The organism is Desulfosalsimonas propionicica, assembly GCF_013761005.1.
In the GTDB taxonomy this organism is placed as follows: Bacteria; Desulfobacterota; Desulfobacteria; order Desulfobacterales; family Desulfosalsimonadaceae; genus Desulfosalsimonas; species Desulfosalsimonas propionicica.
The window spans coordinates 152,528-167,587 of the sequence record NZ_JACDUS010000005.1 but is presented as its reverse complement, the minus strand read 5'-3'; the positions used below and the strand labels follow the sequence as shown (position 1 = coordinate 167,587).

The following is a 15,060-nucleotide window of genomic DNA, read 5'->3' as shown; positions in this document are numbered from 1 at the left end:
TTTACAAAAATCAACCAGTACTCACCCAAGCCTGCGGTACAGGGTTCTTCTGGCAACGCCCAGAATATCAGCCGCCCGTTTTTTATTGCCGTCAACCTTTTCCAGCACATGGGCTATATACTGTTTTTCCACCTCGGCAAGTGTGGGAAGCCGGTTTTCCGGACCCCGGGCCGGTATGGGAAAATCCGCCATGGCATCCGGGGAGTTGGCGTTGTCCCGGATCCTTGCCGGAAGGTCCTCGGGCTTGATTCGACTGTTGGTGCAGAATGTAACCGCCCTTTCCAGGGCGTTTTGAAATTCCCGGACATTTCCGGGAAACGGGTATTGCTGCAAAAGGGCCAGGGCCTGGTCGGAAAACCCGTGAATCTGTTTTCCCATCTGGGTGGCAAACCGGGTCAGCATACGGCCGGCCAGCAGTTCAATATCTTCGGCCCGGTCACGCAAAGGCGGTACATTGAGGGTAAAGGTTTCCAGGCGGTAGAACAAATCCTGCCGGAACAGGCCATTGTTTACCTCTTGTTCCAGATCCTGGTGGGTTGCGGCCAGAATCCGCACATCCACCTGCTTTTCGCGGTTTGACCCGATGGGCCGGATGCTGCCGTCCTGGAGAATCCGCAAAAGCTTGGCCTGCAGGCCCATGGGCATTTCCGCGATTTCATCAAGCAGCAGGGTCCCGCCGTGGGCCTCCTCAAAAAGGCCCTGCCTGGATTTGCCGGCCCCTGTGAAAGCGCCCGGGGTATGGCCGAAAAACTCACTTTCCATGAGATTTTCGGGAATGCCGGCACAGTTCACGGCAATAAACGGGCCGTCTTTGCGGTCGCTTTCCGCATGCACGGCCCGGGCCACCAGCTCCTTGCCTGTGCCGCTTTCACCCACGATCAGTACCGGCCCGCTGGCCGGGGCCATCTGTAGAATCTGGTCAAAAAGAATCCGCATGGACCGGCTCTGGCCATACATTCCATGGAAATTCTCAAATTCAAAAATCTGCCGGAACCTGTCAACTTCCTGGCGCAGCCGGCGGGTTTCCAGGATACGGACGAGCCGGTGCATGAAATGCTCCAGATCCAGGGGTTTGGTGAGAAAATCATCCGCCCCGGCTTTTAAGGCCTCCACGGCCTGGGTAATGGTGCCGAATGCAGTGATGACCAGAAACGCGGGCGGTGCATGCAGGGCTGCGACTTTTTTAAGCAAATCCAGGCCGCTGGCGCCGGGCAGGCGAAGATCGCTGACCACCAGGTCCGGCTCCCAATCCACCAGCCGGACTTCGGCATCCTCTGCACTGGCAACCGAGACGGCTTCAAAACCCGCATCCGTGATTTCATCGGCCAGCAGGCCGGCCAATCCCTCATCGTCTTCCACGATTAAAATCTTCTGGCTGTTGGTCCGGGCTTTATTCATCCTTTATTCCTCCGGACATTCCATCCGAGCCGGCCACATGAAGCAAAAGGGTAAAGCAGGCACCGCCCATGATGCTGGTATCCACCTGAACTTCTCCGCCATGGGCCTCCACGATGCCGTGGACCACGGCAAGGCCCAGGCCTGTTCCCGCGCCCACGGCCTTAGTGGTGAAAAAGGGTTCAAACAGTTTTTGCCGGGTTTTTTCATCAATGCCGGGCCCGCTGTCTTCCACACAGAGCACAGCCCGATCTTTTTCCACCCGCCAGCTGACCTTGACCTGCCCTCCCGGGGCCGCCTGGGCCGCATTTTTCATGAGATTTGTCAAAACCTGCTCCATTTGGACCGAATCGGCCACCATCTCGTCTGAGTTTTCCCCCTCCAGAATAATGCCCGCATCCAGCCGGCTGCATTCAGGCTCCAGGGCCGCGGCTGCAGACCTTGCCAGCCGGGATATTTTCACCCGTCTGGGACGCAGCTCGCTGCGCCGGCTGAAATCCAGGAGCTGGCGGATGATCTGCTCCATGCGCCGGGCCTGGGAGCGGATGGCCTGGATATTGTCAGCAGCCGGCTCCGGCATGTCCGGACTGCGCAAAGCCCGCAGGGCTTTTCCCTCAATAACACTTAAGGGTGTTCCCAGCTCATGGGCCACGCCGGCTGACAGCTGCCCGATGGCCGCCAGTTTTTCAGCCTGGCGGAGACGTTCTTCCAGTTCTTCCTGTTCAGTCCGCCTTCGCTGGATCTCTTGTTCCGCCCGGTCGATATTGTCCATCATCTGATTGAAATGCACGCCCAGGGCAAGAATTTCCCTGGGCCCGCCAAAGGAAAACCGCTGCTGGCGCTCTCCCTTTGAGATCCGGGTCATGGTTTTTGACAACCGATTCAAATGTTTCCCCAAAGCCCGGTGGTGGCCGTAGAAAACCACCCCGGTCAGCCCGGTAAAGGCCAGGATAAAAATAAACACCGCCTTGTAGCGGATATCCCGGATCTGTTCCTGAAAATCGCTTCGGCGGCGGGTGAGCTGCAGCAGGCCCGTAATCCTGCCCCCGGAATCGGTTAAGGGCACAAAATAGGAATACACATCCCTGCCGGCCACTTCGCCATATTCCCCGTGCTGCCTGCCGTCTTTTACAAGGCGGCTGACCTCTTCGGGCTGAGACTTGGGCTCGCGTCTGCCCGTGGTTGAAATTTTATTTCCCTCGGCATCATAAACATAAGCCCCGTAAACCCGGCCAATGGAAAAAGCCGATTCCAGGGCCTGGGAAATACTGCCTTCCCGCTCCCGCTGGATGGCATGGCCAAGGGGCTGTTTGATGGCCCGGGCCACGAGTTCCAGATCCTTTTGCATCCGTTTTTCCACCTGGCGCTCAAAGGCATGCAGACTCCAGAGCCCCACGAATGCGGCGGCCACCGCCATGGGCACCAGAACATAGATTACCAGGGCCCCGCGCAAGCTCAGGTTGCGGAGGAATCGCCCAAAACGCAGCCAATGCATTATTTTTGACTTAAAATGGCACATGTGTCAATTTTATACATGACATTTTGGCATGTCAATCCAATTCCCGGACTTCAAAAAACCTCTAGTTTCATAACAACAAGCTGTAATCTTAAATAATCAAAAAAGTTTCAGGGCGCCCTGCAAAAAATGGCATGTATTGTGCTTTTCTTCTATTCAAAATCAGAGCCAAAAATAAACACCAGAAGATAATCAAAACAAGGAGGATTTTTCATGCAAAACACCATTTCCAAAAATCATGTTATCATTGCCTGCGCACTGGCGCTGATATTTTTCCTTTGCGCCCCGGCCGCAGCCCAGAGCCAGGACACCGGCCAGCAGCAACAGCAGATGCAGCACCAGGAAACCCCGGATTTCTCCGATGCCCGGATTCAGAAAACTGCGGAAGCCTACACGGAAATCACCAAAATCCGGGAACAATATCAGGATGAATTCTCCCAGGCAAAAGACTCTGAACAGGCCCAGGAACTCCAGACCCGGATCAACAAAAAAATCACCGATGCCATTGAACAAAACGATATGAGCGTAGAGGATTACAACGAGGTCATCACAGCCGCCCAGACCGATGAAGACCTGCGCGCCGAACTGCTCGACCGGATCCGGGAAATGCGCAAATAACCCGGCCGCTCCGATTCTTTGCATTGGCATAGACAAAAAAGGCCCGGCTGCATCCCAGGATGCAGCCGGGCCTTTTTTGTCTATGCCTCCGGCTTGACACCATCACAGATTCATGCAATGGATAAACCACTGACAACAGCACCCGCCTTTTGACCAAGCAACGGAGACGCGAAATGCCATACAATTACCTTATAAAGGACATAGCCGGAAAGGTTGCCACAGTCACCCTCAACCGCCCGGACAAGGGAAACAGCCTGTCGCCTGACGTGCTTGAGGAAATCCGGGCACTTTTTACCCAACTCGGCACTGATCCAGATGTCAACGTGATCGTTTTTACCGGCGGGGAGCGCTATTTTTCGGCAGGCTTTGATTTAGGCGAAATCCGCCAGCTTGAAAAAGTCTCCAATGAAGCCTATATCCGCCTTTTCCACCAGGCCTACCGCGCCATTTTGTTCTGTCCCCGGCCGGTGATCTGCGCAGTGGGCGGGCCGGCCATTGCCGGCGGCTTTGATCTGACCATGATGTGCGATATCCGGTATGCCTCCACGCGGGCCAAATTCGGACAGAAGGAAATCGCCCTTTCCCTTACCCCCATCATGGATCCGCTGTGGCGAATCATCGGCATGGGCCGGGCCAGGGAAGTGGCGTTGACCGGCCGCATCTATGACGCGGATGAAGCCGAAAAAATGGGATACGTGAGCCGGGTGTTTGCCGAGGGCGAGCTTTTGTCTTCGGTTGCCGAAATCGCCCAAAACATGGCCGGATACGACCAGCAGTGCCTCCGGGAAACCAAGCAGCTCAGCCATCTGGTTGCAGACCAGAATCTGGACGGGGCCATGCAAATCCAGGAATGGCTTTTCCGTTCCTATATCGGCTCCGAAGACAATCACCGCCGCATCGACGATTTGCAGGCACAACTGGCCGCCAGGCGAAAACAATAGCATCCCGGAAAAATGAGCGAACCGCTGACCCACCCCTTAAAAATCGGGCTCAAGTACTGCGGTGGCTGCCAGCCTGATTATGACCGGGTGGCCCTGGTTGCCCGGATACAAAAAGAACTGAACGGTTTAGCCGAATTTCTGCCCGCGGATCACCCGGATATTGCCATGGTCCTGGCCGTGGAAGGCTGTCAGAGCGCCTGTGCCGAACTGGAACCGTTTGCCCGCCTGCCTGTCTGGATTATTACTGATGAAAGCCAGGCCGATGATTTTATCCGCCACATCAAAGAAAGCCATAGACACGCGGGTTTTCTTTGACAAACCGGAAATTTGTGTGCTATTTTAACTTTTGTTTTCTTGCCTGAAAAGTCTTCTTTGCCAACCCACAACCCATTATCACAAGAAGGAGTTGCCATGGTTGCCACATCCTGGCCCACTGACCGCTGGCCCGAAGGCGTCGCCGCAGACGTCGATACCTCGGAATACGAAAAACCGCTTTTCAACGTAATCGACGAAGCAGCAAGGGATTACCCGAACCAGGTTTACACCATCTTCAACGACGGCACCCGCACCTATGCCCAGGTCAAAGACACCGCCGACCGAATCGCCAATTTTCTTGCATCCGCAGGCATCCGAAAAGGAGACCGGGTAGCGATCTTTCTGCCCAATCTCCCCCAATACCCGGCCATTTTCCATGGCATCCTGAAGGCCGGCGGCGTTTGCGTGACCTGCAACCCCCTGTACACGGCATCCGAGCTCAACTACCAATTAAATGATTCCGGGGCGAGAATGGTCTTTTGCATGGATCATCCGCAATTTTATCCCACGGCCATGGAAGCAGTAAAAAACACCAGCGTGGAAAACGTTGTCTACTGCAATATCAAGTCGTATCTGCCCAAGGTAAAGGCCATTCTGGGCTCCTTGCTCAAAAAGATCCCCCAGGCCGAAAGCCATGATCCCTCCCATCACAGTTTCGACGACATCGTGGCCGCAGCCAGACCCGAACCCCCGCAGGTCAGCATCGACCCGGCCGAGGACCTGGCCCTGATCATCTATACCGGCGGCACCACGGGCAAGCCCAAGGGCGCGGCCCTGACCCATGTCAATTTCTACTATGACCTCAAGGCCCTGGAGGAATGGGGACGGCTGGTGCACGAAAAGGGCGGCAAGCCTGAAAAACTGCGCAAAGGCGGATTCCACACTTACCTGGGAGTGCTTCCGTGGTATCACAGCTTTGGGCTGACTGTGTGCATGCTCTCGGCAGCCGGGTCAGGCAGCAAAATGATCTGCGTGCCCGATCCCCGGGCCGGTAACCCGCCTTTTTCCGAAGTATTAAAAGCCGTCCAGAAATACAAGGCCACTGTCATGCCCGCAGTGCCCACCATCTTTGTGGCCTTTACCAATCATCCGGATATTGACAAATACGATCTCACATCCCTGATGGGATGCTTTTCCGGCGGCGCCCCCCTTCCCCCGGAAGTCTGCAAGCAGTTTGAGGCCAAAACCGGTGCGGTGATATTTGAGGGTTATGGACTCAGCGAGACCGCACCCGTGGTCTCCTCCAACCCCACGGACCGGGATGCCCGCAAAATCGGCACCATCGGCTTGCCGCTGCCCGGCACCGACATTAAAATCGTGGACCTGGAAATCGGCCAGAGCGAACTGCCCCAGGGTGAAGACGGCGAACTGGCCGTGTCCGGCCCCCAGGTCATGCAGGGCTACTGGAACCGGCCCGAGGAAAACCAGGCTGTTTTCCGGCAGCTCAATGGCCGGCGCTACTTTCTCACCGGCGATATTGCCCATATCGATGAAAACGGGTTCATCGTGATCACGGACCGCAAAAAAGACATGATCCTGGTGGGTGGGTTCAACGTCTATCCCAGGGACATCGAAGACATCCTTTACCAGCATCCCAAGGTGCAGCTGGTGGCTGTGGTGGGCGTGCCGGATGACAAAAGCGGCGAAGCAGTCAAGGCATTTATCCAGGTCAAGCCAGGAGAGCAGGTCTCCGAGCAGGAAATCCGGGACTTCTGCAAGCAGAACATGGCCGGCTACAAACGCCCAAAATTCATCGATTTCAGAGACGACATTCCGGTATCTCCGGTGGGCAAGGTCCTCCGCCGGGTCCTGCGCGACGAGGAAATGGACCAGAAATCCGAATAACCCCCCTGCATCTGCCGGTGCCGGGCGCTTTTTACAGGCCCGGTTCCGGCGGATGCTTCAAGGCCTCCAGCAGTCTTTCATGAATGTTGTCAAACCCGCCGTTTGACATCACCAGCACCACGTCCCCGGCTTTGGCCGTATCTGCCACAAAATCCACGATCTTTCCAGTATCGTCAAAACAATGGGCATCTTTGCCTTTTTTCCGCAGGTCGGCTGCCAGGTGCGAAGATGAGAACCGCTGGTCCCCGGGCACCTTGTGGAGAAGGGAGGCCTTGCGGATGCAGAGCAAATCCGCGTTATCAAAGCAATCCGGATAGACCTGCTGAAACACTTTTCGCATGCTTGTGTTGGTCCGGGGCTCAAACACAGCAATCAGACGGCTGCGGGGATAGGCCGAGCGGATTGCGGCAATGGTTTCACGCACGGCCGTGGGGTGATGGGCAAAATCGTCAATCACGGTAACCCCGCCGGCCTCTCCCCGGACCTCCTGGCGGCGCCGGACCCCGGTAAAACTTTGCAGGCCCTCGGATATCTGCGCGGCAGACAGGCCCAAACTTGCTGCAGCAGCCACGGCAGCCCCGGCATTTAAGCGGTTATGGGCACCAGCCGGAGCCATTTCAAAACGGCCGAACCTTTTTTCCCGGCAAAACAGGGAAAAAGCGTTTTTTCCAGGCGCGGTGCTTTCCACCGCAATGCGCCAGTGGTCCTCGGCCCGGATACCGTAGGTCTGCACCCGGCAGCCCAGGCCGGCCAAAAGCCGGTCTGCTGCAGCATCCGCCCCATAGGCCACCAGGGTCTGGTCCGGCCGCATTTGTAAAAAATAAGCGCGAAACACCGAACGGATCTGTTCAATGTCATCAAAAATATCCGCGTGATCAAATTCCGCGCCGGTCCAGATCACAACATCCGGCCGGTAGTGCAAAAGCTTGGCCCCCTTGTCAAAAAAGGCCGTGTCATACTCATCGCCTTCAATGACCATGTAAGGCCCCTTTCCCACCCTGTAATTGGAGGAAAAATTGCTGACAATCCCGCCGATCATAAAGGACGGGTCGCACCCGGCCGAAGCCAGCAGCCATGCCGCCATGGAGGCGGTGGTGGTCTTGCCGTGGGTGCCGCAGACCACCACGGTCTGCCGCTCGCCTGCCAGAAAATGATTGACCGCCTGGGGCATGGAGCAATATGGCAACCCGGCTTCAAGTGCGTATACCGCTTCTGGATTGTCCTTTTTCACCGCATTGCCCACAATGACCAGATCCGGGCCATAGGCCAGGTGCGATGCGCAAAACCCCTGGTTGACCACAATGCCGCGCTCAGCCAAAAACGTGCTCATGGGCGGATACACGTTGGCATCCGAGCCTGTGACCGCATAACCCATTTCCTTTAACGCCGCGGCCAGTGCACCCATGCCGGTTCCGCACACGGCAATCAAATGCACGGTGCCTACCCCCGGGGATATGCCGGGTGGATTTTTCAAGAGGCCATCTCTTTTTATAGCCCGGCCATGACGGCTTCTGCGGCCGCCAAGGTGGTATCGATATCAGCGGTTTCATGGGCGGCTGACAAAAACACCGCCTCGAACTGGGAAGGCGCCAGGTAAATGCCCTTTTCCAGCATGGCCCGGTAGTAGGCGGCAAAGCGGTCTGTGTCAGACGTTTTGGCTTCCTCGAAATTGCGAACCGGCCCGGGGGTGAAAAACATGCCCATCATGGAGCCCACCCGGTTTAAGGTCACCTCAACCCCCATCCGCTGGGCAATGCGTCCCAGGCCTTCTGCCAGCCGGGCGGAATTTTCCTCCAAAGCCTGGTAAAACCCGGGTTTTTGCAGCTGCTTTAAGGTGGCAATGCCCGCTGCCATGGCCAGGGGATTGCCCGACAGGGTGCCTGCCTGGTAGACCGGCCCCTGGGGGGCGATCTGCTCCATGATTTCTTTTTTACCGCCATATGCGCCCACGGGCATGCCACCGCCCACGATCTTGCCAAAACAGGTCAGATCGGCATTGACCCCGTAAAGCCGCTGGGCCCCGCCCCAGGCCACCCGAAATCCGCACATGACCTCATCAAAGATCAAAACAGCCCCGCATTTTTCGGTTTCCCTGCGAAGGGCTTCCAGAAATCCCGGCTCCGGGGCGACCATGCCCATGTTGCCGGCCACGGGTTCGACAATCACAGCGGCAATTTGATCGCCCTTTTCCTTCATCAGGGATTCAAACGCGCCAATGTCATTGTAGGGCAGAGACAGGGTGTGGGCCACAACCGCATCCGGCACCCCGGGGCTGCCCGGGATATTTAAGGTGGCCACGCCCGAGCCCGCAGCCACCAGCAGATGATCGGCATGGCCGTGGTAGCAGCCGTCGAATTTTACGATCAAATCCCGGCCGGTATAGGCCCGGGACGCCCGCACCGCGCTCATTGTGGCCTCTGTGCCGGAATTGACCATGCGCACCATTTCCACGGCATCCACGGCTTCCACGATCATTTCCGCCAGTTCCACCTCCAGATCCACGGGCGCGCCAAAGCTCACCCCGCGGGCGAGCACGTCCTGGACCGCCTTGATCACCTCCGGGTGCCGGTGGCCCAGAATCAGCGGCCCCCAGGAGCAGACATAATCGATATATTCGCTGCCCTCCACGTCATAAATCCGACAGCCGTCGCCTTTTTCGATAAACAGCGGGTCCTGGGCCACGGCCTTGCCGGCGCGCACCGGACTGTTGACCCCGCCGGGGATCACTTCCCGGGCCCGCTGGAACAACCGATAGGATCTTGGATCTGATTTCATTTATCCCCCTTTTACATAACCGGCAGCCGCTTAAATCCGGTTGACACGGCTGCATTTTTAAAGGTACAAATAATAACAAAGACCGGCATACCGGTCAAGCACCGCAGCAAAAGAATCAGGAGCTGATTTGCACGCTTTTGTACAAACAATCTTTGCCCCATGAAGCCATGACTCCCAAACAGCAGCTGCAGCCCTTTTCCCGAATCCTGGCCTATATCCTGGAGCGCCGACCCGACGAATTCGGCCTCATCCCGGACAAGCACGGCTTTGTCACCATAAAAGAACTGCTCAAGGCCCTTTCGGAAACCGACGGGTGGCGGCATATCCGCCGCAGTCATTTCAATGAGCTGCTACTCGTGGACCCGGATCCGCCAGTGGAAATAACAGAGAACCGCATCCGGGCCAAAAACCGGGACCAGCTCCCGGCTGTCCGGCCCTGCACGGATTTGCCCAGGCTGCTGTATACCGCCATACGCAAAAAAGCCTATCCTGCAGTCAAAGAAAAGGGACTGCGCGCGACAAAAGAAAGTCCGGTGGTGTGCACAGCCGACCCCCAGAGCGCAGAACAGCTGGGTCGGCGAAAAGACAACCAGCCGGTGGTGCTCACCATCCACACCACCAAAACCACAGCCCGGGCAATTGAATTCACCCGGTTTGGCGAGCACCTGTATCTGGCCGAAGCCCTCCCCCCTGAAACCTTTACAGGCCCGGCCATGCCCAAAATGCCCGAAGCCGCAAACCAGGAAAAAACCAAAGACAGCGCCGAGCAATACCGGCAAAAGGCCCGGGCCGGCACCTACACAGTTGATCCCAGAGACATCCCGGCCCCGCCGGAGCCCAAAAAACCCGGCAAAGCAAAGAAAAAACAGATCTCCTGGAAACAGGAGCGCAGGGAAAAACGCCGCAGATAACGGCCCCGACCCCAAGCCCATAAAAAATCCATTGACAACTTCCGGCAACACAGCTATAGAGTTGTTTTTAATTTCCCGGGCCGTTAGCTCAACTAGGCAGAGCAACTGACTCTTAATCAGTAGGTTGAAGGTTCGATTCCTTCACGGCCCACCAGTAAAATCAGGTAGTTATCCTTTTTTCATAAAATAAAAAAACAGCCGAAAATGACGACATTGTGACGACATTTTTGGCTGTTTTTTTTATTGGGACCAAACCCGCGAAAATCAACGCGATTTCATCATTTTGTCAAACTTGCTTCGAGAACCGAACCACCAGCCCACTGCGGTGAATGTAAGGTAAAGCAGACCGAGTATGATAATCTTGGTCAGCTCGTATGCCTGGTCCGGGGTCATGCCGGTGCCGGAGGCTTCCAGGACCTGGCTGGTATGCAGGTAAAGCAGGTAAGCCACGATGGACAGATACAGGGTGAGCACCGGCCGGACCGCTCCGCGCAGAAAATCCACGATCGCCATCATCCAGGCGATGGCTGTGCTGGACTTGACTGCTTCGGCCGGCAGGTAATTCCGGGAGTCGGCCCGGTAGCTGGCCGCCTGGGTGTCGGCCGCAGCCACCTCCATTTTGGCGGCGGCCTCCTGCTTTGCAACAATCACGTCCCGGTTGATCTCCATTTCCAGGTGCCGGGTTTCGATTTCGGCCATGCGCTCCTCGTGGCGGTATTCCTGCTTTTGCTTGAAATAATCGCCCAGTGAATTGATCAAAGAGCCGAAAAGACCTGTGGCCCCACCGCCGAATATGGCGCCGAAAATTTCCGCAATACCCATTGTTATGCCTCCTGTATATGCAGTTTAAAATCCTTTCTGTCCATGAGCCGAAAAAACGCCCCCACGGTCAGCCGGGACAGGAGCACCGCGTCCTGGCCCCAAAGCTGGCCCTGTCGTTTGCCCAAAAGAATGCACCCCAGGGAATGCGTCTTATATCCCTTTTCCTTGTTTCCGGCCACGTTGCCGGAATGAATTGCAACCCCTGAGCGCCCCGGCACATCGCAAATCCGATACAGATACTCCTTGAATGCATGGGAAAAATACCGCTCGCACCGGTACTCGCCGGCAGGGATACAGGAAAGGCTGACGCGATTGTCCCGCCAGGGCAATTCGATTGAAAAGCAGGCAAAGGCTTTTTCCGGCACAGACAGCACGCCGGGGGTCCCCTGCGCTGTTGACGGGTCACGGTGCAGATACGCCTCAATCATTATTTCACCGCCTTGATAATGGCCACTACGCCTTTTTTTCCCACATACAAAACGCCGGAGAACATGGAGGCCAGAAACAGCCACATAAGGGCTTTTGACAGGGCCTCGCTGGTCCGGCTCATGCGGTTATAGCGCTTGCCCATGTCGCGCATGACCTCAATGCCCTGGTCATATCGGCCGTTTCCGATGTCCTTGACCATGCCGAAAAAGTGGGTCATTTCGTTGCGGGCGTCTGATGAAAGCCCGCACTGGCACTTGATTTCCAGTTTTTCGGCAACTCCGTTAACGATCCGGCCGATTTCTTCCTCGGTCAAAGGCATACAAGCGTTTTCTCCAGTTGTTGATTCGTTAAACAAAATCGGCGTCACCAGGTCTGCGGACCCTGGCCAGGGGTTTACTGAGCGCTATAATCCACCAGGGTAATGGTCTTGACGGTGCCGCCCACGTTGATCTTCATCATCTTATCGCCAGCGTCGCCGGTTTGGGTGCCGTCTGACAGCCACTCCACGGCCTGCCCCGGATCCGGGTCAGGGGGGTCCGTTGACAATGCAATGCAAACGGGCTGATTCGCGTCCTGGTTGGCCATGGAGCCGGGTGCCCATTTTCTTGTGGCATATGTGGTTCCGCCGCCGTCTGTGTCTTCTGAGACTTCAACAAAGTCCAGGCCGGTGACTTTTGATAATTGAGTCAGCTCGCTTATTTTCTTTGCCATGTTTTATCCCTCAAGTCTTCTGGCTTCGCCGTCTTCTGTGATTCGAAATTCGCTGCGCGCCGTGATCCTGGCCCCGGACTCCAGGTGATAGAACTGCCGCTGCTGCTTTTGCCATGATTGATACCCGTCCCGTTCCGACCACAGGGTCAATATTACCTCGCCGTTAAACCCGGAGCTGGCAAACAAAATGGTTTCACTGGTGCCGGACAGGCCGGAGGCGCTGGCCAGCAGGGTGCCGTCACTTGCCTTGCGCAGCTCATAAGCGTATGTTGTGCCGGTTTCCGGGCCGATATTGACATCCTGGCCATCCGCGTAAAGATCGGCCGCCAGCTGCTGGGTGCGGTCCCGATGCCGCCAGGCAAGGCTGATATCGCCGATCACTTCGCCGGGTTCATCCTTGCCGTTTAGCTGCATCCGGGCGGGCGGGTACGGCCGGATCATCCGGGAGTTCATCTCAATTGTCCGGGCCGTGGCATCGTCTATATCAAGCGTGCCTTTCAGTGTCCGGGGCAAGGCTTTTGCATAGATTGTATCGCCATCATTATTGCCTTGCTGCCGGGTGGCCAGCCAGTCACTGATCAATACCAGGTAAGCTCCCGCGCTGTGTTCATCGGCAACGGTGTCCAGGCACCCGCGCCCGATCTGAACGGTGTTGTCCGTAACAGCGTCAATGCGGACAATCTCGTCATCAATGATGCCCCAGGTGCCGGGCACGGCAAAGGCAAAGCCCCGCTGCCAGGATACCTGTAATACGGCATTGGTGCGGATAGCGCCCTGGGCAAGGATTGCATAGGGTGCAAACCGCTTGGTTTCTTCCAGTTCGTACTCCGTGCCGTCATCGCTGTAATGGACTTCCATGCTGGAGGCATCACCGGAGGGCTTGCCCCCGGCCAGGGAGGCATAACCTGTGCTGGCCGGCAGTGCGGCGGTTTCGGTGGCCCCGATTTTTCTGGCAACCTTGTAATACGGGGTTTCAATGGCCACATGCACCGGACATGGGGCCGGGTCGTTTTTCGGGCTCACCCAGCCGGACGGCGGCGGGGCCTGATAGGTGGCGCTGGCGATGGCAAAGACATCTTCCACGCATTCGATGCGGATGTTGGCGTCTCCAAATTCGCCGTATTGCACTGCGGCCACCCGCATGACGGTTTCTGTTACCCCGTAGCGATCCCATGAAAAAACAAACGGGTCACCCGGGGACAACTGCAAGCCCTCCTGTGTTGTGTTGATCACAGCCGATGCCATGGGCGTGGACAATGCCCGCAGATCACGGGAAAGGATAAATTCGGCCAGTTCTTTATTGGCCACGCCGGGGTAATTGATTTCCGTGTTGACCGTGGTACCCACCCGGCTGACCATGGCAATGTCTGCCCGGGTGATGCTGCCGGTGTTGCCGGTCTGCCGGTCCCAGAACTTGATGGTCACCGAATTGCTGATTTCTTCCAGGGTACGCCGGCGAAAGGAACTGACGGCGGTGACATTGGACTCGTTGAATATCGGAAGCGTGTTGATGTCGTAATCATTCCGGATCAGTTTCAGTGTGAATTTTCCGGTGTGAACGTCTGTGTAGCAGCTTGCATCAATGTGTTTGAGCAGCTCGCCCACAAAATCTTCAATCTCGCTGCCGTGGTCCCATAGCATGGAAAGGCCAAAGCCTTCGTTGTAGAGGGTGTCGGCCGCGGACCGGAAGGCCGTGTCATCAATGTCTGAAGGATCATAGCCCATGCCGAATTTTCGGCTGGTGATCAGCTCATAGAGGATATGCGCCGGGTTCATATCCCCGTCAGACCCGATCTGCGCTTTTTCCGGATACCAGGTGTCATATATTTTTTCCCCCCAGATCACCCAGTATTTCAGGTATTCAGAGGTCCCGAAATACATGCCGGAAAAACCGTGCATGTTGCGATTAATTACAGAAAAGGTAATTCGATCACCGAGACTAAAATCAGCCTGAACGCCAAACTGTAAGGTGAGAAAAAAGTTTTTGACCGTAAATTCGACAATGCCATTATCGTAATGATTATTCAGACTCGCTGTGCCCTGGCTCCCGGATACCGACCCGGTAACGCTAAACACCCCTCCGCCTTCAACTTCTTCAATGCATTCCAGCGTCCAGGTTTCCAGCGGTGCGCCGGCATACACGCCGGTTTCCATTAAATAGGCACCGCCGTTGCCTTTCATGTCAATATTGCCAATGGCCTTGTATTTCCGGCCACTGAGCACCGCTGTGGCAACGCCGCGAAATGCCGGGATGTGATTGCCGAGCTGAGACTGCAAGTATGGATCGGGCTGCTGGTCCGGCATCCCCCTTAATAACTTTAAATTTCCTTCAATACCGCCGCCATCGCTTTCACCGCCAAAAAAACCGGGCTTGTTAATGGTTGCCACATCGCCGTTGCTGCCGGTGTCTCCGGTCCACAGCACGTCGCCGTCAATGCTGATCTGCAGGATGCGGTCCAGGTCGTGGCAAAGGACCATGTGCATGCCCAGAAAGTATTTATATCCCTTTGTGATTTTGGTGCTGGAAAACATGCCGGTGCTAACTTTTTCCTCTATCTCGTCAATGCCGAGATCGCCGTACCAAACCACATTCTGGCTTTTAAACGCCTTTCTGCCAAACAACACGCCAAAAGGCCGGCCCACTTCAGCGGTGGGCACCTGGAAAGCATCGAGCCCGGCCGGGTTGGGCCTGTCGAACTTGGGCTTTTGCTGCATCATGTAGGCAATCGCCATTGCAATAACAAATTTCACGATTGCCCAGGCCACTGCTTGCCAAACCATA

14 protein-coding genes and 1 tRNA gene are annotated in these 15,060 nt (G+C 56.2%); 6 read left to right on the top strand and 9 right to left on the bottom strand.

The window, feature by feature from the left end; genetic code table 11:
- Positions 1-21 precede the first annotated feature (21 nt).
- Both HNR65_RS10735 and HNR65_RS10730 read right to left on the bottom strand, forming a co-directional pair.
- Positions 22-1,398 carry a sigma-54-dependent transcriptional regulator gene (locus HNR65_RS10735; protein ID WP_181551502.1) on the bottom strand — a complete coding sequence of 459 codons (1,377 nt, stop codon included), beginning with the start codon at positions 1,396-1,398 and terminating at the stop codon, positions 22-24.
- The gene (locus HNR65_RS10730; protein ID WP_220128359.1) at positions 1,391-2,848 is read right to left on the bottom strand and encodes a sensor histidine kinase; all 1,458 of its coding nucleotides are present in this window, start codon (positions 2,846-2,848) and stop codon (positions 1,391-1,393) included. Before HNR65_RS10730 ends, HNR65_RS10735 begins: the two co-directional genes overlap by 8 nt.
- Positions 2,849-3,124: 276 nt before the next feature.
- Here HNR65_RS10730 and HNR65_RS10725 point away from each other — a divergent pair, with 276 nt between their 5' ends.
- The 4 genes from HNR65_RS10725 (at position 3,125) to HNR65_RS10710 (ending at position 6,630) form a co-directional block, all read left to right on the top strand.
- Complete coding sequence (locus tag HNR65_RS10725) at positions 3,125-3,529, top strand: DUF4168 domain-containing protein (protein WP_181551500.1); 405 nt, start codon at positions 3,125-3,127, stop codon at positions 3,527-3,529.
- A 173-nt stretch (positions 3,530-3,702) separates the two neighbouring features.
- Positions 3,703-4,470 carry an enoyl-CoA hydratase/isomerase family protein gene (locus tag HNR65_RS10720; RefSeq protein ID WP_181551499.1) on the top strand — a complete coding sequence of 256 codons (768 nt, stop codon included), beginning with the start codon at positions 3,703-3,705 and terminating at the stop codon, positions 4,468-4,470.
- Positions 4,471-4,482: 12 nt separating this feature from the next.
- A complete protein-coding gene (locus HNR65_RS10715) occupies positions 4,483-4,785 on the top strand; it encodes a hypothetical protein (protein WP_181551498.1) in 303 nt (100 codons plus the stop codon).
- A 96-nt stretch (positions 4,786-4,881) separates the two neighbouring features.
- Positions 4,882-6,630 (top strand): long-chain-fatty-acid--CoA ligase, encoded by a 1,749-nt coding sequence (locus HNR65_RS10710; RefSeq protein WP_181551497.1) that lies wholly within the window; start codon positions 4,882-4,884, stop codon positions 6,628-6,630.
- Between the two features lie 31 nt (positions 6,631-6,661).
- Here HNR65_RS10710 and mpl read toward each other — a convergent pair whose 3' ends face one another.
- Both mpl and hemL read right to left on the bottom strand, forming a co-directional pair.
- Complete coding sequence (mpl, locus tag HNR65_RS10705; RefSeq protein WP_232364745.1) at positions 6,662-8,104, bottom strand: UDP-N-acetylmuramate:L-alanyl-gamma-D-glutamyl-meso-diaminopimelate ligase; 1,443 nt, start codon at positions 8,102-8,104, stop codon at positions 6,662-6,664.
- A 14-nt stretch (positions 8,105-8,118) separates the two neighbouring features.
- Positions 8,119-9,405, bottom strand: a complete 1,287-nt coding sequence (hemL, locus tag HNR65_RS10700; protein WP_181551496.1) for a glutamate-1-semialdehyde 2,1-aminomutase — start codon at positions 9,403-9,405, stop codon at positions 8,119-8,121.
- Between the two features lie 137 nt (positions 9,406-9,542).
- On the opposite strand from hemL, the gene HNR65_RS10695 reads away from it, so the two are divergent.
- Together HNR65_RS10695 and HNR65_RS10690 are read left to right on the top strand one after the other, a co-directional pair.
- The gene (locus tag HNR65_RS10695; protein ID WP_181551495.1) at positions 9,543-10,316 is read left to right on the top strand and encodes an RNA 2'-phosphotransferase; all 774 of its coding nucleotides are present in this window, start codon (positions 9,543-9,545) and stop codon (positions 10,314-10,316) included.
- 77 nt (positions 10,317-10,393) lie between these two features.
- A tRNA-Lys gene (locus HNR65_RS10690) sits at positions 10,394-10,470 on the top strand.
- Between the two features lie 110 nt (positions 10,471-10,580).
- On the opposite strand, the gene HNR65_RS10685 is transcribed toward HNR65_RS10690, so the two are convergent.
- From HNR65_RS10685 to HNR65_RS10665, 5 genes are all read right to left on the bottom strand, one after another.
- Complete coding sequence (locus tag HNR65_RS10685) at positions 10,581-11,138, bottom strand: hypothetical protein (protein ID WP_181551494.1); 558 nt, start codon at positions 11,136-11,138, stop codon at positions 10,581-10,583.
- Positions 11,139-11,140: 2 nt separating this feature from the next.
- The gene (locus HNR65_RS10680) at positions 11,141-11,566 is read right to left on the bottom strand and encodes a DUF5675 family protein (protein WP_181551493.1); all 426 of its coding nucleotides are present in this window, start codon (positions 11,564-11,566) and stop codon (positions 11,141-11,143) included.
- Positions 11,566-11,886, bottom strand: coding sequence for a hypothetical protein (locus HNR65_RS10675; protein ID WP_181551492.1), 321 nt, complete (start codon positions 11,884-11,886; stop codon positions 11,566-11,568). Before HNR65_RS10675 ends, HNR65_RS10680 begins: the two co-directional genes overlap by 1 nt.
- A gap of 74 nt (positions 11,887-11,960) precedes the next feature.
- Entirely contained in the window at positions 11,961-12,278 is a 318-nt protein-coding gene (locus HNR65_RS10670) for a hypothetical protein (RefSeq protein ID WP_181551491.1), read from the bottom strand.
- Between the two features lie 3 nt (positions 12,279-12,281).
- Entirely contained in the window at positions 12,282-15,059 is a 2,778-nt protein-coding gene (locus HNR65_RS10665; protein ID WP_181551490.1) for a phage tail protein, read from the bottom strand.
- Position 15,060: the final 1 nt, after the last annotated feature.